The following is a 16,251-nucleotide window of genomic DNA, read 5'->3' as shown; positions in this document are numbered from 1 at the left end:
ACTGTTTCATGTATATACTAAAACAGTGCTTTTCGTTTTGGATGGATTGTTGCAGCATTTTCATCTTTAATGCCGGCTTCTTTAATAATACGTTGCTTTGCTTTATCTAACAAATCGTTTACTGTTTCGCCAAAATAGTTTGCTTCTCGCTTTGTGCGGGCTTCTCGTAAACATTTGTAGTTTTCTATCAGCTCCTCTTTTTCAGGGTCTGTTAAGAAATCTTCTATTTTTTTGCTTGCCATACGAAACACCCTCTCTTCTGACAGACGCTTTCATTCAGCATTTTTATTTTTCATTATATCAGTAAATTGCAAATTGTAGTACATATTAACGCCTTAATAATTTGTCAATTTCTTGTATTTTTTCATTTGCTTTATTCATCTGTGTATTCTTTGCTTGTTCTCCTCCAAGCGCTTGATGGAGTAAAAATGTTTGGCCAGAAATAGCAGTAACGATTGCAACTTTAATGATTTCTTTTATAGTTGTCGCATCAAATAAAACAAGGCCAAGTAGGGCAGCGAGGCTGCCAGTGATGATATCAGCTAAAAAGCCAAGATGGAAAAATGTTTTTAATCGGCGTGGAAGCAATAATTTGCCTTGATGATTGATAAGATGGGCAACAAAACCGGTAATTCCACCAACGAGAAGAGCAGTTAGCCACGAATACATATCCATCAAACCCACTCCTTTTAGTAAATATCATTCTGTTTTTGGCGCATTTACTCCTTTTTAAATTTTATGTGTATAGATTGAGAAAGTTTGTTTTTGTTATATATGCTTTTTAATCTGATAATTCTGTTATATATGGTGGATATTTTATTTGAAATTTCATATAATATAATTAAATCTAATAAGAACGGAGTGATGTATTATGTCGATTGTTTATAAAATTTACACGGTTAATACAAATAAGGAAGGAACGGACGAAACTTTATAAAGAATCGTTATATCCTTCCCCATTAAACATTTTAGGGAGGATTCGAGATTGAATCGTAATTATTTAGTAGAATTTGGATGGGATATGCATTTTGAAGAGCAATTATCAGAGCAATATGAAGTAGGACGTGTTCTGTTAGAGCATAAACATATGTATCGGATTATATGCGAAGATGGTGAATATGTAGCTGAATTAACAGGGAAATTTCGTTATGAGGCAATTGAGAAAGGTGATTATCCTGCAGTAGGAGATTGGGTAGGCGTAACAAAATTGCCAGAAGAAAAGAAAGCAATTATTCACACTGTGCTTACAAGAAAAAGTTCTTTTTCTAGAAAAGTAGCTGGAGAGAAAACAGTGGAACAAATTGTCGCAGCAAATGTGGATTATCTCTTTTTAGTTAATGCTTTAAATGCAGATTTTAATGTAAGGCGAATTGAGCGTTATTTATTGTTAGCATATGAGAGCGGAGCGATGCCTGTCGTTATTTTAACAAAGAGTGATTTATGTACAAATATAGAGCAAAAAATAATGGAAACAGAGACGATTGCAATTGGAGTGCCTATTTTTGCAGTTGATAGTTTGCATCAAACAGGCATAGATCGATTGCAACAATTTTTACAACCAGGAAAAACGATTGCGCTTATTGGCTCTTCGGGAGCAGGGAAATCCACGTTACTGAATGCTTTAATGGGAAATGAAGTGGCCAAAACAGGTGGAATTCGTGAGAGCGATAGTAAAGGAAAGCATACGACAACACATCGAGAATTGTTCCAATTACCAACTGGTGCACTTGTTATTGATACACCGGGAATGAGAGAACTTCAGCTTTGGGAAGGAAGCGGTGCCATGCACGCAACTTTTTCTGATATTGAAGAAGCTGCTCAAAAATGTCGCTTCCGAGATTGTCAACATGAAAATGAGCCTGGTTGTGCAATTCGTGCTGCGATTGATGAGGGAACATTGGAGGAAGCTCGATTGTTCAATTATAAAAAACTACAAAAAGAAATTGCTTATGCGATGAGAAAGCAAGATGCTCTTTTAGCCCGTGCAGAGCGTAATAAATGGAAAAGTGTCACAAAACAAATGAGACAGAAAAAATAAAAAAACTCCAAAGGCGTAGTTACAAGTGTTAATTGAGAGATTTAAAGTATAATAAAAAAGCGTGTGGATCAAATGATTCACACGCTTTTCGTTTTTAATTTGTGTTTATATAGTTTTGAGCGGAGAAATACAGCTGTTATAGTCGTTTGTGGTAGAATAAATGTATATAGGGTATTGAGAAAGAGGTAAGAGAGGGGTATTGTATGCTGCACGAGGAGATTACATCATTTTTTAAAGTTCTTCCACAAGAAGACGGGACACGAGGCTGGAAGTATTATATTCAAGAAGAAAAAGGTACATATTTTATAACAAATACAATCTCATTAACAGGTACAAGTATAGAATTGTTTTTTAATGAAGACGATGAGATTGGTCTTGTTTTATATAAAGATGGTCAGGCGGTAACAAAAATCCAACGTATTGCTGTCCAAAAGGTGGATATTATAAAAGAAGAAGAAGAAAGCCTTCAATTTGTACTAGATCGTATGCCAAGCCGCATGATTCGATTACAGTTAAAACCATTTTTAGCAGTTGAAATGGGATTGTATTGGGAAGTGTGTGAAGATTGCGAGTAAAAAACATCCAGTTACTAACGGATGTTTTTTATTTTGCCATTCGCAGTAAGTAAGAAATTTCTTCCTCAAGATCTTGAGGAATTCAAAGAAAATAAGTTAGTTCAGTAGCTGGAACGTTATCAAAAATGGCTGAAGAGTTACAAATATGAATTGAAAGATGTAAGGTGTAATGAAAAAAGCACGTAAATAAGATGATTCACGTGCTTTTTGTTTTCGTTTGATAGAGGTCCAATCCGTTCAACTCATTCGTAGCAAGGGATAAGAAGTTTCACTTTATCCCGCATTAACGGGCAGTAATACTCCCACCTCAAAATTTGGCGAAAGCAAAGAAGTTAGGTAGGAGATAAACTGCCCGTAAAAGCCCGATTGGTTCAACTAATAATCAGTGAGGGATGAAGAAAACCCCCACTGATTAAAGTTTCACTTTATGTATTTTGCTGTTGTTTGAATGCAATAATTGGAAGGAAAATCAAGTTGATCCACCCAATCACAGGATATAATATATGAAGTAATTCACTATAACCAATATAACTAAAACAATAACTAATCAGTAAGATGAAATAAATAATGCTGTTACTTTTCCAGCCGGTGATAGATTGAAGTTGTTTAGTCATACCAAATATGTTACCGACAAGTGTTGTAAATACTTCCCCAAAAATAATTAATACAAAAAAGAAATGAAAAGTAGCATTGAAGCGACGTACAACTTCTGCCATTGGAATATTATATTGATAAAATTGCTCGACAGTTAAAATGGCGAAGTGACTACATAATAAAATTAAACAGAGACCAGCCCCGCCTAACATACCCCCCCATTTAATGGCTTTTTGATCTTTTACTTCACTTGCTAACGGTACAAGTACACTTTGAGCGAGTGAGAGGTTGAGTGCAACATATGTAATTGGACTTGTAACCCATTTGCTATTCCAATTTTCAGAAGGTGTCATGTTGAAAAAGGAAGGTACATCATGAAAGAGTGTTGTAATGGATAGCCCCACAATAAAAATCATCATAATTGGTACGACGAGTGAATTGACTTCGAATACCCCTTGTAATCCTCGGCCGCCAATTATCATACAAGCAAGTATCGTTATAAAGATTCCAAGTTGTCTTGGAAGGCGAAGTTGCTCTTCAAATACCGCTCCAGCTCCGGAAAGCATGACGCTTGTTACACCAAATAATACGAGAAGTAATAAAATATTTACAACGCTCCCAAAGACATCACCAAATAAATATTTGTTAAATTCTTGAGCAGAAAATGCATTAATTTGTGAAGAAAGCAGCATCATTTTTGTACCTAACCAAATAAAGAAAATGCCGCTTACTAAAATGCCGATTGTTCCATATGTGCCATGGATTGTAAAGAATTCCACGATTTCTCTTCCTGTTGCAAATCCAGCTCCAACGACAGTTCCTATATAAGTAGCAGCAATTTTTTTAGCTACTTTCCATTGCTCATTGTCCATGTAATCCCTCTTTCTTATGTTATGAGCTGATTGATTTGTTTCCTAGACTTTGAGAGTAGGGTGAGACAAAGTAAAAAATTCATCAATTATTTCTTACTTTTTTAAAAATTTTTCTTGAAATTTGTGATAAGAGAAGGTGCACTCTCTACTGAAAACGTTACTTAATTTCATACATATGAATGAGTTTGGACAAACATACAATAAAGTGATAATTTCGCATGATTTTTTTAAAAGGTGAGATTAGTGAAGGGACTTATTGGTAATGTAGAGGTGTGTTTTTTCATTATTCATATTTATCTTGTAATTTATGGTATAATAAAGGAAAAGGGGGCGGAGAAAATGTTTCGCTTTTTTACAAAAGGCAAGGAAGAAAGAGAGATTACGAAAGATGAATTAGAACTTGCTATGGCAAAATTTCTTGAAGCGAATGCTAACGTCGTATATACAGTATTAGTAAATGATGACTACACAGTTAATTATGACTTATTAAAACCTTATTTACCTGCTTTTCCTACAAATACATTTATTATTACAAAGGAGACACTTGAAGTCTTCGAGAATACACAAGAAAACCTTGATCTTGTTAAAGAAATTGATGATGTACAACGTGCTGTTGATCAATATGTAACGGACAAAGAAGTTTTTCCAATCGTTGAAGGAAATGAGAATCGCCTTATTTGTTCAATAAAGTTAGGTCCATATTTAAAAAGAAAACTAGAACGAAATTTATATGTTTCAGAGAAACATTATTTAGTGACAAGTAAGCCTGATAAAATAAATACAAGCATTGTATAATAAAGAAACAACAATACTTCATTGTTGTTTCTTTATTGTAAGCATCATGCGGAAGGTGTAGAGAAGAGGAAACTTCATGATTCTTAGGGAATGGGATTTAAATTTAAAGATTCGTCTAGTAGGGGAATGGCTCTTCGGCCTTTTCTTCTGGATGCTTCTTCCGTTTATGGCCATATATTTCGCGGAAGAACTAGGAAAGACGATGGCTGGAATATTACTTGTATTGTCGCAAGTATTATCTGTTTTTGCCAATTTAGTAGGCGGCTATTTAGCGGATACGTATGGCCGTAAGCGAATGATGGTAATTGCTACATTTGTACAAAGTGCTGCATTTGTATTATTTGCTTTTGCTAATTCACCGTGGTTGCAATCGCCTCTCTTAACATTTGTAGCTTTTTCACTTATCGGTATTATGGGTTCTTTATATTATCCGGCGAGTGCAGCAATGGTTGCCGATTTAGTACCCGAAGAGCAGCAAAGTAAAGTATTTGCGGTTTTTTATACAATGATTAATATTAATGTTGTGTTGGGACCGATTTTAGGAGCGTATTTCTTTTTTTCTTATCGTTTTGAATTGTTACTGGCAAGCGTTGTCATTAATTTTATATTAGCATTTGTACTACTTAAATTTATAAAAGAGACGTTACCAGAGAACAGAACAAAAGTAGAAAAACAAAGCGGATGGCTGACTGTTGTGAATGAACAGATAAGGAATTATCGGATTATTTTTCAAGATGGTGTCTTTCTGTTGTTCATTGTTGCAGGTATTCTTGTTGCTCAAACTTTTACACAGCTTGATCTATTGTTAGCTGTATACATAAAAGAAAATGTTCCTACGCAAGAGTTTTTTAATCTAATGATAAATGGGGAGAAATTGTTTAGTTGGATTATCGCGGAAAATGGATTTTTGGTTGCTCTATTTACTGTATATGTAACAAGGCTAGCAAATTACTTTTCTGAGCGGGCTATTTTTGTTTTATCTTCTTTTGCATATGGGATAGCAATGATTATGTTTCCTCACACTATCTCAGTCTGGGGGCTCATTATTGCGATGCTCATTTTCACGTTCGGAGAGCTATCAGTTGTTGGAATTCAAAATAGTTTCGTTTCTAAATTAGCACCTGAACATATGCGAGGACAATATTTTGCGGCAGCAACACTTCGTTGGTCTGTTGGCCGAACCATTGCACCAATTGCGATTCCTTTAACAGCATGGATAGGTTATCAATACACATTCTACATTATTGCAGCACTTGCGTTTTTGAGTGCAATTTTATATTATGTGATGTTTCAGTTGTTACAAGGGAGAAAAATTAAGGTGATAAATGAGTAAGTCTAGCTTTAGAATAAAGTTTAATTAGATTAACACTTTTAAACTTGATATAAAAACAAATATAAAGAGCATGTTTTGAAAAAAGATTGATCAAAACATGCTCTTATTTATGTCAAAAATATTGACTCAAATTCAAGGATTATTATACATTACCTCACTAGAAGTATGTATTTTTTCAAGAATAATATCTTGTATTGATAGAGTAATAGATTTACGAATTTTTCATTCGAAGGGATCGGAACTTCACGTTAAAACTCATATAAAAAATATATATGATTCACTTCGCATTAACTCCCATCATCAGCAATAGGGTAGCTACTTAGGACTGAAAAAGAATTTGCCAATTTTTTCGCAAAATGTAATGGTGGTTCTACTGATTGGACATGAATATACATGATCAATGGATTCATATATAACCAATGATTATGTAAGGCACTAACAATAATTCCTTGTTGTGTAATTGACCGCATAAATGAGGGGATTTCTTCTTGCAGAATAGCAATTTCACCTAAATTCAATGCATTACCATTTTGATCCAAAGATTCGAAGCCTACTCCTACAGGTACTACAGACATACTCGGTTTTCCTTGGACAAGCACCTTGAAATTGCGATGGAAAGATACTGAACAAGAATTTTGATTGATTTTACTTTTCCCTTTAAGAATGGTAGCAAATTGTTCGCAAAGAAAATGAAAGTTGTTCATAAGTTAAATCCCCCTCTATTAGGAAAATGGGAATTTTATTGTAAAAATTATGAATGTTTCCATAGTCGCCAACTACTATTTTGCCCTTCCTCTTTTTTCTAATTAACACTCCAAAAAGAGAATATTTATATAACCATATGCGTAAATTGTCTGTTTTAGAATGGAAAATAAGAATTTCAGATAACAATATAGAAAATCTTAAAAAAGTCTGCAGGAGTTTCACTTCTATTTAATTACTGTTATCAGAAGTTCGACTGTTGGAAAAGATATATCTATATGAATAATGAGGGCGGTATAGAAGGGCGGGAAACAATTGCTGTTATGTGCTAGCTTGGACAGGGTTTCCATCAGTGGGGATGAAGAAAAAACCGACTGATGGAAGTTTCACTTTATTTTAACCTCTATGTCCTGTTAATTTGTACACCCGTTTTCAGTGAGAAATTCCTCTTTCAAAATGATTCATTTCAACTAAGTTAAGAATATATTCGTAATTGTCAATCATTCTCTTGATTTCATTGCGCTCATTTTCTGTTAATTTTACATCTGTTAATCGTTTACATAAGTGAGATTTTTGGCTTTCTAATTGTTTTTTAATCTCATGATAGTTGTAAGAGCGTTTCATGTTTCCATCCCCTTCCTTACATTTCCTATCTACATTTTTATTATACGGTTAAATAAAAGGAAAGAGTGCATATTTATTTGAACTTTTTGTGAATATTCAGAAAAAATAGAATGATTCATCCTTTTCATGAATACAATGCATTGAACTATGAATTTGTGTTGATGAGTAGGGGTGGGGATGATGCGATTAAATATGCAATCCCATTTTGCAACAAATGAGATGGTATCTATTATTGACAATGGCTTACCAAAAACGACAGTACCGAAAAATATTATTATTATTGGAGCGGGCATGGCTGGATTAGTGGCTGGATCATTATTAAAGGCTGCTGGTCATCGTGTGAAAATACTAGAAGCAAATAATCGAATTGGTGGGCGTATTTATACGATGAGAATGCCAGAAACAGGCTTATATCTAGATGTTGGAGCCATGCGGATTCCTTATACACATGAATTAACGATTTCGTATATTAAGAAGTTTGGGTTGAAGTTAAATCCATTCATTAATCGAAATGAAACGGATATTATTTATGCAAATGGTCGCAAGACAACATTGAAACAATATGAGAAAAATCCGAGTATTTTACGTTATCCAGTTGCAGCGAATGAAGAAGGAAAATCATCGGAAGACCTGTTGATGTCAGCAATACAACCAATTCTTGATTTTATTAAAAGAGACCCGGAAAAAAATTGGAGTATTGTAGAGAAAGATTTTGGTCGGTATTCTACAGCAGAGTTTTTAAAGGATTATCCTCACCAATATAAAGTGCCTTTTTCACCAGCTGCTGTAGAGATGATAGGGGTGCTTCTTGATTTAGAAGGATTTTTAGAAAGGTCTTTTGTAGAAACATTGCGTTTTATTTTCATTTTACAGCAATCTACAGGTTTTTATGAAATTGAAGGCGGCAATGACGCGTTGCCAAAGTCTTTTTTACCGCAATTGCAAAATGATATTATCTTTCAACAAAAGTTAATGAAACTAGTGCAGCACGAAAAAGGAGTTACAGCATATTGTCGTAATGAGAAGACGTTTGAATATACCAGTATTACAGGTGATATTGTCATCGTCACCATTCCATTTACAACAATGAGATTTGTTGAAATTGATCCGTATGATTCTGTTTCTCATGAAAAGTGGAAAGCCATTCGAGAACTACATTACATGGCTGCGACGAAAATTGGAATCCAATTTAAAAGTCGTTTTTGGGAAGAACAAGGGCAACGTGGTGGCCGCATCATTACGGATTTGCCTATTCGTTATGCATATTATCCAAGCTATGGAATTGGGACAAAAGGGCCTGGAATGGTACTGGGGAGTTATACTTGGTCGTATGATGCGTTATTGTGGGATGGTTTATCTGAAAATGACCGTATTTATTATACTTTACAAAATTTAGGGGATATACTTGGAAATCAAGTATATGATGAATTTATTTCTGGTATATCGAAGAGCTGGACGTTAGACCCGTACGCATTAGGAGGGTTTGCAATCTTTCAGGCAACTCAAGAAACAGAATTGCAACCTCACATTGTGAAACCAGAAGGGAGAATATATTTTGCGGGTGATCATACTACGTTGTATCATGGCTGGATACAAGGAGCAATTGAATCAGGAATTCGGAGTGCGGCAGAAATAAATCAATTACAGATTTAAAAAGAACATGAGAATGAATCTCATGTTCTTTTGGTGTACTTATGGAACAGGATGACCATTTGAGCTTTCAAAGATGGTAAACCATTGCTGACGGTCCAATGTTAGTTTTGTTGCTTCAACAGCTGTTTTGATACGTTCTAGTTTACCAGAACCAACAATTGGTAGCATATTAGCTGGATGAGCAAGTAGCCATGCATACATAATCGAATCAATTTCAGAAATATCACAATCAGTAGCAATTTTCTCTAGTGTGTGACGTAAGCAAAGTATAGGCTCACTTTCTTTTTTGAAAATCTCACCCCCAGCAAGCGGAGACCAAATCATAGGAGAAATTCGATTTTCTTGGCACTGTTCAATCGTACCTTTTTCGAAATGCTCAAGCTGCATAACAGATACTTCGATTTGATTGGTAATGAGCGGAAAATCTAAATACGAACTTAACATATTGAATTGGGAAGGCAGAAAGTTTGATACACCAAAGTGTCGTACTTTTCCCTCTTGCTTCAAACGAGAAAAAGCTTCTGCAACTTCTGCTGGATTCATAAATGGATCAGGGCGATGAATGAGCAATACATCAATATAGTCAGTATTTAGGTTTTGTAGTGATTGTTCGGCACTTTTTAAAATATGTTCAGTACTTGTATTATAGTGAGCAACGTAACGCTCTGGAAATTTAGATGATGGGGGAGCGATTCCACATTTTGTAACGATTTGCATGTTGTCACGTAAACTTGGTTTTAATTGAAGTGCTTTCCCAAATAAAGCTTCACATGTATAATCGCCATAAATATCGGCATGGTCAAACGTTGTAATGCCCATTTCCATGCAAGATTCAATGAAAGAGAGTAATTCCTGATCTGTCATATTCCATTCTGCTAAACGCCAAAACCCTTGAATAATTCGAGAAAACTCTAGGTTTTGGGCCATTCGAATTCGTTCCATTTATGTAGATCCTCCTTGCTGATATGTATGAACCTATTCGATATGAAAAGGTTTTCTTATTTGCTGCTATTATATATTCGTGTAGATATACTTACAACTAATATGTTCTATATTCGAAAAATAAAAAGACAACCTATGATATAATTATGTAATTAGACATATAACAAGGAGATGTAGAATCGTGATTCCAGTAACAATATTAACCGGATTTCTCGGATCAGGGAAAACAACATTATTAAATCGTATTTTATCTGAAGAGCACGGAAAGAAACTTGCGGTTATTGTAAATGAAATTGGACAAATAGGTATCGATAATCAATTGATTATGAATGTAGAAGAAGAAATTATGGAAATGACAAACGGTTGTTTATGTTGTACAGTACGTGAAGATTTGCTTGTTGCACTAAAGCATCTACTAGAAGTAAGAGCAGAAGGTAAAATGGATTTTGAAGGTTTAGTAATTGAAACAACTGGGCTTGCAAATCCTGGTCCAATTATTCAGACATTCTTTTTAGACCCTATTATTCAGTCCGCATACCAAATTAACGGTGTAGTAACTGTAGTAGATAGCTATCATATATATAAACACTTTGAAAAAGGTTTAGAAGCAAAAGAACAAATTGCTTTTGCTGACATGGTATTAATAAATAAATTAGATTTAGTAGAGCAGGAAGAAAAGGAGAATTTACTCATTGAATTACAAGGGATCAATCCAACTGCAAAATTAATCCCAACAATAAATTGTGAAGTAGATATTTCATCCTTGCTAGATATACAAACGTTTAAAACGCGTGACAAGTTAGAAATTTATCCCCATACAGAGCAGCATCATTTAGAAGGGGTAAAGGCCTTTGTGTTAAGAGAAGAGCGTCCTCTTGATCTGCAAAAAATAAATGAATGGATGTCAGCCGTTGTACAAGAATTAGGAGAGTATTTATATCGTTATAAAGGAATATTGTCTATTGAAGGAGTAAATCGCCGCGTTGTGTTCCAAGGCGTACATACGTTATTTGCAGCTTCCTATGATAGAGAGTGGCAAGAAGGAGAAAAACGAGTAAGTGAGATTGTTTTTATTGGTAAAAATTTAAATAAAGAATGGTTTCAACAACATTTTGAAGAATGCATAAAATAAGCCTGCGTTTGCAGGCTTATTTATGTTGGTTTATGGAAGTTTCACTTTATCTATAAGTAACTCCATTACAACTCCAGCAACAGGACCTTCATCGTCAATATCACCAGTTAGACGAAAGCTAAACGATTCATATAGTTTCATTGCTAATTTGTTGTTAGGATGAAGACTTAAATAAATCTTTTTACATTGATATTTTTCTTGTAAATATGAAATTAATAAATGGAGAAAGCGTTTCGCGTAACCGTTTCCTTGAAAGTTGTGATCAATCATAAACCGGTCTAACCATATGCTTTCATTTTTTTCAGAATACCATCCATACATTGCGTATCCAACAAGTGTTTCTCCATCATATAAAGCTAACGATGTTGCATTTCCTTCATATAATGATTCGGCTAAAGAAAATGCGTTGCTTTCAATAAATTGTCGCTGCTCCGCTGCTACGTCTAAGGCAGCGACTGAACGCCAATTATGTACTGTTACTTCACAAATGTGAAGATTCATAGTTTCATCTCACTTTCCTATTTATTATAACTATATAAATACAAATTAAAAAATCGGCATAAAAGTTCTCTTTCTTTTTAGGCGGGCGAGAGGATCTGGCCATGCATAGAAGCGGTCAGTGCTTTTTCCTGCCACGTGCAAGGTTTTAAAACAAAAGGAGAAAGCGGGTGCAGATCATGGTGTATTCTGTATAGAAATGACTTGTATATTGAAATAATATATAAAACTAATATGGATAATTTTACTATATGTTTTTTATAAGTCAAGGCAATCAGGAAAGAAATGGCATAAGAAAAGACCGCAGAAACATTTTTTCGCGGTCAGAAATGAATGTTATATTAATTTGTAGCTTCTTTTAAAGTTTTCATGTTCTCTTCCATTAGTGTGAAGTAATCTTTATTTTTTTTCGCATCATTATCAGAAATAGTTGCAAGATGATTTAAGCGTAAAATTTTCGTTCCTGTTTCTTTTTGAATAACTTCTGCTACTTTTGGTGTAGAGAATGTTTCAAATAAAATATATTTTAACCCATGCTCTTTTGCTGTTGCCGTGATAGAAGCTAGTGCTTTTTGGGATGGTTCATCAGAAGCAGAAATACCTGCAATTGGAATTTGTTTTAAACCGTAACGTTGTTCCCAATATCCGTATGCTGCATGAGAAACTAAAATTTCTTTCGTTTTTGCATGATCAACAACTTCTTTAAATTGATTATCTAAACTTGTGAATTTGGTTTGCAGTGCAGCAAAGTTTTTCTCGAATTCTTCTTTATGCTCTGGTTGTAGTTCTACAAGTGCATTTTTAATTGCTTCAGCTTGTTTCGTTGCAAGTGTTGGATCTAGCCAAACGTGAGGGTCTTTATCATGATGATGTTCTTCTTTATGACCTTCCTCGTGTTCGTCTTCAGTCGAAGCTTGTAGTTCGATATCTTTTGATGCATTCACAACTTTAACCTTTTCATTTTTTAATGTTTTTTCCATTTTTTCAGCAAATGGCTCTAATCCAGCTCCGTTATATACAAATAAGTCTGCTTTGGCAACTTGTACTGTTTGTTTTTGACTTGGCTCATACGTATGGGAATCTGCACCTGGTGGATATATAGTTGTTACTTCTACGTAATCGCCACCGATTTTTTTAGCAAAGTCAGCTAAAGGAAAAATAGTTGTATAGACAGAAAGTTTACCATCTTTTTTATTTGCTGTGTTATCTTTGTTTGAACATCCAGCAAATATAAGGGTAAATATTAGTACGAATGAAAATATAAGTGATCTTTTCTTCATTTTGTTTGCCTCGTTTCTTTACTTTCTAAAATGTATTTTCTCCAAATAAAAGAAAGAATAACTTCTTTTTTTATAAAGCGTAATAATTACGTTTTATACCACCGGTTTAGTATAATACATCTTTGACAATGTTGCAATAAATAATAATGATTACGATTTATAGTTTGTTCTAAATTTGTCACAATGCTCTGGTTTATTTTTTTTGTTTTTGCATATATCCTTTCAGTTTCTTCATATAGTGTGATAGAGGGTGCAGAGAAGGAGATGAGTGAATGGAATATGTGAGCGAAGCAGTTTTATTAATATTGGCTGTTATTTTTCCATTATCATGTGTGCTGTTTTTTTTGAAAGCGCTTATTCGGAATTTAGGAGATACAAGTACAGTTACTGAGGTGCCAAAAGAAGAAAAAGAGTAAACAAAGGGCTTGCATATTGTATTATGCTTTGCATATGATAGAGAAAGATATTAGAAGATAAAGAGGTATGGAAACGGATGAAAACAAGAACAGCCTTGGTACTTGGAGCTAGTGGTCTAGTTGGACAGGAAGTGACACAATTACTGCTTGATTCGGACTATTATGATTCAGTTACAATTTTTGTGAGAAGATCACTAGAATGGGAGCACGAAAAGCTTCAACAAAAGCAGGTGGATTTTTCGATTTTGGAACAATATAAAGAGTTTTTTGCTGTAGATGATGTTTTTAATTGTCTTGGTACGACAATTAAAAAAGCAAAGACGAAAGAAAATTTTAAAAAGGTTGATTATGATTATACAATACGAGCAGCTCGTGTAGCAGAAGAACAAGGGGTACAAAATTTTCTTGTTATTTCTTCGATGGGGGCAAATCCGAAGTCGCTATTTTTCTACTCGCAAGTAAAAGGAAAGATGGAGGAAGGTATTAAAAAGCTAGTCATAGGAGGCATTCATATTTTTAGACCATCTCTTTTACTTGGAGAACGAGAAGAGTTTCGTTTTGGAGAAAGAATGGGAGAAAAAATTTCGGGAATTATGCCGTTTTTATTTAAAGGGTCTTTTTCAAAATATAAACCGATTTCAGCAGAGCAAGTAGCAAGAGGAATGTATGTAACAGCACTGCGAGAAGAGTCTGGAGTTCATATACATGAATCTTTGGAAATTGCTAAGATGAAATAAAGTGAAACTTCCATCCGAGGGGGGGGCTTCATCCACCTCGGATAAAAGTGGTTTTCACTAGATATTTTTCTCTTTAAGAAAATATTGCTGGTGTAAAATAAAGGAGCTGCCCAAAGTACTATTTTGGGCAGCTCCTTTATTTATTAGTATTTTTTAGTTTTCCTGGAGCACGACTATATTGAAACGGCTCAGCTAATTCAAAACCAAGCTCATTAGCTGCTGTTCTTGGGAAATATGGGTTTCGTAATAGTTCACGGCCGATAAAAATTAAGTCAGCAGAACCTTGTTGTAAAATTTCTTCTGCCTGTATGCCGCTTGTAATAAGGCCAACAGTACCTGTAGCAATAGAAGCGTGTTCTTTTATATGTTTTGCATAGGGTACTTGATAACCAGGATACACATCGATATGTGCTGGTACAACAGCTCCCGAACTACAATCAATGAGGTTAACACCTTGTTCTTTCATCCACTGTGCAAACATTACGTAGTCTTCTACAGTTAAACCTTCTGGATGATAATCATGAGCGGAAATACGAACAAATAATGGTCCAGTCCAAACTTCTTTAACCGCATCAATGATTTCACGTAAAAAACGATAGCGATTTTCACAAGATCCACCGTACTCATCTGTACGATGATTTGTGAGCGGAGATAAAAATTCATTAATTAAATAACCATGTGCTCCGTGTAATTCAATAATATCAAATCCAGCCTTTTTGGCACGTGTTGCTCCATTTTGAAAGGCTATGATAGCTTCTCTTATTTTTTCTTTGCTCATTTGCACAGGGATTTTCATAGAGGAATCAAAAGGAATAGCTGAGGGTGCAATAGGATCTGTATCAAGAACAGCTTTTCTACCGGCATGTGCAATTTGAATAGCAGCTTTTGCACCGTGTTCATGAATCATATTGACAACTTGATGTAGGCCATCTATATGCTCATTATCCCAAATACCTAAATCTTTATGGGAAATGCGTCCTTCTGGTGTTATGGCTGTAGCCTCTAACATAACAAGTCCAACTTGACCAGCTGCACGTGATGCGTAGTGGACGAGATGGAAATTCGTTATTTTTCCGTCTTCGTTTTCAGAGGAGTACATACACATAGGTGACATAACAATTCGATTTTTTAGTGTAACATCTTTTATTGTATACGGTGAAAATAATTGATTGTTCACAATAAGAATCCTCCTTTATTTTCTTAAATGAACATATACCCAAGTATCATTTCTTAACTAATGGGAGTGCCACTTTATTGTAGCACCTTGCACCCTTTTTCCATAACAAAATGCTTAAAGAAATGTTATGATGAGTCTATGTTTAGTGAATATGAAGAGAGGTGGAGTATTTTTCATGTATCAAGCATATTACAAAAGTGAACTTGGATGGATTGAAGTAAAAGGGGATGAGACTGGCATTTCCTCTGTATTATTTGTAGAACAAAAACAAGAAGATATTCCTCATCCAATTGTTGAGCGATGTGTAATGGAGCTAGATGAATATTTTCATAAGAAGCGAACGGAATTTACTGTCCCGCTACGAGCGAAGGGAACTCCTTTTCAAAAACAAGTATGGAATGCACTTTGCAGTGTTCCATATGGAAAAAGTGCTTCTTATCTTGATATGGCAGAGAAAATCGGCAATCCAAGGGCTGTACGAGCAATCGGCGGAGCGAATAGTAGAAATCCTATTTCGATTATTGTGCCTTGTCACCGAATTATTGGGAAGAGCGGGAAGTTAGTAGGTTATGAGGGTGGACTTTGGCGGAAAGAATGGTTATTAAAGCATGAAGGTTTTTTAAGATAATGGAATATTTCAAATGAAACAATTTAGTTGAGCTATATATACAAGTTAAAAAAATGACATAAAAACCTCTTTTTTTAAAAGGGAGACGAGAGCAGCTGGCCGTGCATAGAAGCGGTCAGGGCCTTTTTTTGCCACATGCGAGGTTTAAAACAAAGAGAGAAAGCGAGTACAGGTCATGTTGTATTCTGCATAGCAGTGAATGATATGCCAAAAAATTAAAATAGATTTATGTAGATGATAAGGTAGTGAAAAAAG

Annotated in this window: 18 protein-coding genes; 9 read left to right on the top strand and 9 right to left on the bottom strand. The window is 34.8% G+C overall.

Annotation, left to right across the window (positions count from 1 at the left end; translation table 11 throughout):
- Nucleotides 1-17: 17 nt before the first annotated feature.
- Together ACIGHG_RS09690 and ACIGHG_RS09685 are read right to left on the bottom strand one after the other, a co-directional pair.
- Nucleotides 18-242: a hypothetical protein gene (locus tag ACIGHG_RS09690; RefSeq protein WP_139207577.1), complete on the bottom strand. Its 225-nt coding sequence runs from the start codon at nt 240-242 to the stop codon at nt 18-20.
- An 85-nt stretch (nt 243-327) separates the two neighbouring features.
- Nucleotides 328-675, bottom strand: a complete 348-nt coding sequence (locus ACIGHG_RS09685) for a DUF4257 domain-containing protein (protein WP_035438188.1) — start codon at nt 673-675, stop codon at nt 328-330.
- Between the two features lie 310 nt (nt 676-985).
- Between ACIGHG_RS09685 and rsgA the strand changes: the two genes are divergently transcribed.
- Nucleotides 986-2,038, top strand: a complete 1,053-nt coding sequence (gene rsgA, locus ACIGHG_RS09680; RefSeq protein ID WP_336472784.1) for a ribosome small subunit-dependent GTPase A — start codon at nt 986-988, stop codon at nt 2,036-2,038.
- A 203-nt stretch (nt 2,039-2,241) separates the two neighbouring features.
- Nucleotides 2,242-2,613, top strand: coding sequence for a DUF3979 family protein (locus ACIGHG_RS09675; RefSeq protein ID WP_396548254.1), 372 nt, complete (start codon nt 2,242-2,244; stop codon nt 2,611-2,613).
- A gap of 425 nt (nt 2,614-3,038) precedes the next feature.
- Here the strand turns inward: ACIGHG_RS09675 and ACIGHG_RS09670 are convergent, their stop codons facing one another.
- The gene (locus ACIGHG_RS09670; RefSeq protein ID WP_396548252.1) at nt 3,039-4,079 is read right to left on the bottom strand and encodes a YkvI family membrane protein; all 1,041 of its coding nucleotides are present in this window, start codon (nt 4,077-4,079) and stop codon (nt 3,039-3,041) included.
- A 339-nt stretch (nt 4,080-4,418) separates the two neighbouring features.
- On the opposite strand from ACIGHG_RS09670, the gene ACIGHG_RS09665 reads away from it, so the two are divergent.
- On the top strand, nt 4,419-4,874 hold the full coding sequence (locus ACIGHG_RS09665) for a DUF3939 domain-containing protein (RefSeq protein ID WP_090911930.1): 456 nt from the start codon (nt 4,419-4,421) through the stop codon (nt 4,872-4,874).
- A gap of 76 nt (nt 4,875-4,950) precedes the next feature.
- Nucleotides 4,951-6,207, top strand: coding sequence for an MDR family MFS transporter (locus tag ACIGHG_RS09660; protein ID WP_396548250.1), 1,257 nt, complete (start codon nt 4,951-4,953; stop codon nt 6,205-6,207).
- Between the two features lie 287 nt (nt 6,208-6,494).
- Here ACIGHG_RS09660 and ACIGHG_RS09655 read toward each other — a convergent pair whose 3' ends face one another.
- Both ACIGHG_RS09655 and ACIGHG_RS09650 read right to left on the bottom strand, forming a co-directional pair.
- On the bottom strand, nt 6,495-6,911 hold the full coding sequence (locus ACIGHG_RS09655; RefSeq protein ID WP_336472779.1) for a DUF1259 domain-containing protein: 417 nt from the start codon (nt 6,909-6,911) through the stop codon (nt 6,495-6,497).
- 430 nt (nt 6,912-7,341) lie between these two features.
- Nucleotides 7,342-7,533, bottom strand: a complete 192-nt coding sequence (locus tag ACIGHG_RS09650) for a DUF3896 family protein (RefSeq protein ID WP_090911924.1) — start codon at nt 7,531-7,533, stop codon at nt 7,342-7,344.
- Nucleotides 7,534-7,713: 180 nt separating this feature from the next.
- Between ACIGHG_RS09650 and ACIGHG_RS09645 the strand changes: the two genes are divergently transcribed.
- Nucleotides 7,714-9,186: a flavin monoamine oxidase family protein gene (locus ACIGHG_RS09645; RefSeq protein ID WP_336472813.1), complete on the top strand. Its 1,473-nt coding sequence runs from the start codon at nt 7,714-7,716 to the stop codon at nt 9,184-9,186.
- A 39-nt stretch (nt 9,187-9,225) separates the two neighbouring features.
- On the opposite strand, the gene ACIGHG_RS09640 is transcribed toward ACIGHG_RS09645, so the two are convergent.
- A complete protein-coding gene (locus ACIGHG_RS09640) occupies nt 9,226-10,128 on the bottom strand; it encodes an aldo/keto reductase (RefSeq protein ID WP_396548247.1) in 903 nt (300 codons plus the stop codon).
- Nucleotides 10,129-10,309: 181 nt separating this feature from the next.
- On the opposite strand from ACIGHG_RS09640, the gene ACIGHG_RS09635 reads away from it, so the two are divergent.
- Nucleotides 10,310-11,260 (top strand): CobW family GTP-binding protein, encoded by a 951-nt coding sequence (locus ACIGHG_RS09635; RefSeq protein ID WP_336472777.1) that lies wholly within the window; start codon nt 10,310-10,312, stop codon nt 11,258-11,260.
- A 30-nt stretch (nt 11,261-11,290) separates the two neighbouring features.
- Here ACIGHG_RS09635 and ACIGHG_RS09630 read toward each other — a convergent pair whose 3' ends face one another.
- Nucleotides 11,291-11,761 (bottom strand): GNAT family N-acetyltransferase, encoded by a 471-nt coding sequence (locus ACIGHG_RS09630; RefSeq protein ID WP_336472776.1) that lies wholly within the window; start codon nt 11,759-11,761, stop codon nt 11,291-11,293.
- A 338-nt stretch (nt 11,762-12,099) separates the two neighbouring features.
- The gene (locus ACIGHG_RS09625) at nt 12,100-13,038 is read right to left on the bottom strand and encodes a metal ABC transporter substrate-binding protein (protein ID WP_336472775.1); all 939 of its coding nucleotides are present in this window, start codon (nt 13,036-13,038) and stop codon (nt 12,100-12,102) included.
- Between the two features lie 272 nt (nt 13,039-13,310).
- Between ACIGHG_RS09625 and ACIGHG_RS09620 the strand changes: the two genes are divergently transcribed.
- Nucleotides 13,311-13,454: a hypothetical protein gene (locus ACIGHG_RS09620; RefSeq protein ID WP_090911915.1), complete on the top strand. Its 144-nt coding sequence runs from the start codon at nt 13,311-13,313 to the stop codon at nt 13,452-13,454.
- 77 nt (nt 13,455-13,531) lie between these two features.
- Complete coding sequence (locus tag ACIGHG_RS09615; RefSeq protein ID WP_336472774.1) at nt 13,532-14,191, top strand: oxidoreductase; 660 nt, start codon at nt 13,532-13,534, stop codon at nt 14,189-14,191.
- Between the two features lie 136 nt (nt 14,192-14,327).
- Here ACIGHG_RS09615 and namA read toward each other — a convergent pair whose 3' ends face one another.
- Nucleotides 14,328-15,368, bottom strand: a complete 1,041-nt coding sequence (gene namA / locus ACIGHG_RS09610; protein ID WP_336472773.1) for an NADPH dehydrogenase NamA — start codon at nt 15,366-15,368, stop codon at nt 14,328-14,330.
- 175 nt (nt 15,369-15,543) lie between these two features.
- Between namA and ACIGHG_RS09605 the strand changes: the two genes are divergently transcribed.
- On the top strand, nt 15,544-15,996 hold the full coding sequence (locus ACIGHG_RS09605) for a methylated-DNA--[protein]-cysteine S-methyltransferase (RefSeq protein WP_272191512.1): 453 nt from the start codon (nt 15,544-15,546) through the stop codon (nt 15,994-15,996).
- The last annotated feature ends 255 nt before the right edge of the window (nt 15,997-16,251 follow it).

This window comes from Bacillus sp. NPDC077411, assembly GCF_044543425.1.
GTDB lineage: Bacteria > Bacillota > Bacilli > Bacillales > Bacillaceae_G > Bacillus_A > Bacillus_A bruguierae.
The sequence above is the reverse complement of the archived record's forward strand: the minus strand, read 5'-3'. Positions and strand labels throughout refer to the sequence as shown.

Bases quoted from the DNA above. Each gene is read 5' to 3' on its own strand.
- ACIGHG_RS09690 (WP_139207577.1), bottom strand. From the start codon at position 242: ATGGCAAGCAAAAAAATAGAAGATTTCTTAACAGACCCTGAAAAAGAG.
- ACIGHG_RS09685 (WP_035438188.1), bottom strand. From the start codon at position 675: ATGGATATGTATTCGTGGCTAACTGCTCTTCTCGTTGGTGGAATTACC.
- ACIGHG_RS09675 (WP_396548254.1), top strand. From the start codon at position 2,242: ATGCTGCACGAGGAGATTACATCATTTTTTAAAGTTCTTCCACAAGAA.
- ACIGHG_RS09670 (WP_396548252.1), bottom strand. From the start codon at position 4,079: ATGGACAATGAGCAATGGAAAGTAGCTAAAAAAATTGCTGCTACTTAT.
- ACIGHG_RS09665 (WP_090911930.1), top strand. From the start codon at position 4,419: ATGTTTCGCTTTTTTACAAAAGGCAAGGAAGAAAGAGAGATTACGAAA.
- ACIGHG_RS09660 (WP_396548250.1), top strand. From the start codon at position 4,951: ATGATTCTTAGGGAATGGGATTTAAATTTAAAGATTCGTCTAGTAGGG.
- ACIGHG_RS09655 (WP_336472779.1), bottom strand. From the start codon at position 6,911: ATGAACAACTTTCATTTTCTTTGCGAACAATTTGCTACCATTCTTAAA.
- ACIGHG_RS09650 (WP_090911924.1), bottom strand. From the start codon at position 7,533: ATGAAACGCTCTTACAACTATCATGAGATTAAAAAACAATTAGAAAGC.
- ACIGHG_RS09645 (WP_336472813.1), top strand. From the start codon at position 7,714: ATGCGATTAAATATGCAATCCCATTTTGCAACAAATGAGATGGTATCT.
- ACIGHG_RS09640 (WP_396548247.1), bottom strand. From the start codon at position 10,128: ATGGAACGAATTCGAATGGCCCAAAACCTAGAGTTTTCTCGAATTATT.
- ACIGHG_RS09630 (WP_336472776.1), bottom strand. From the start codon at position 11,761: ATGAATCTTCACATTTGTGAAGTAACAGTACATAATTGGCGTTCAGTC.
- ACIGHG_RS09625 (WP_336472775.1), bottom strand. From the start codon at position 13,038: ATGAAGAAAAGATCACTTATATTTTCATTCGTACTAATATTTACCCTT.
- ACIGHG_RS09620 (WP_090911915.1), top strand. From the start codon at position 13,311: ATGGAATATGTGAGCGAAGCAGTTTTATTAATATTGGCTGTTATTTTT.
- ACIGHG_RS09615 (WP_336472774.1), top strand. From the start codon at position 13,532: ATGAAAACAAGAACAGCCTTGGTACTTGGAGCTAGTGGTCTAGTTGGA.
- ACIGHG_RS09605 (WP_272191512.1), top strand. From the start codon at position 15,544: ATGTATCAAGCATATTACAAAAGTGAACTTGGATGGATTGAAGTAAAA.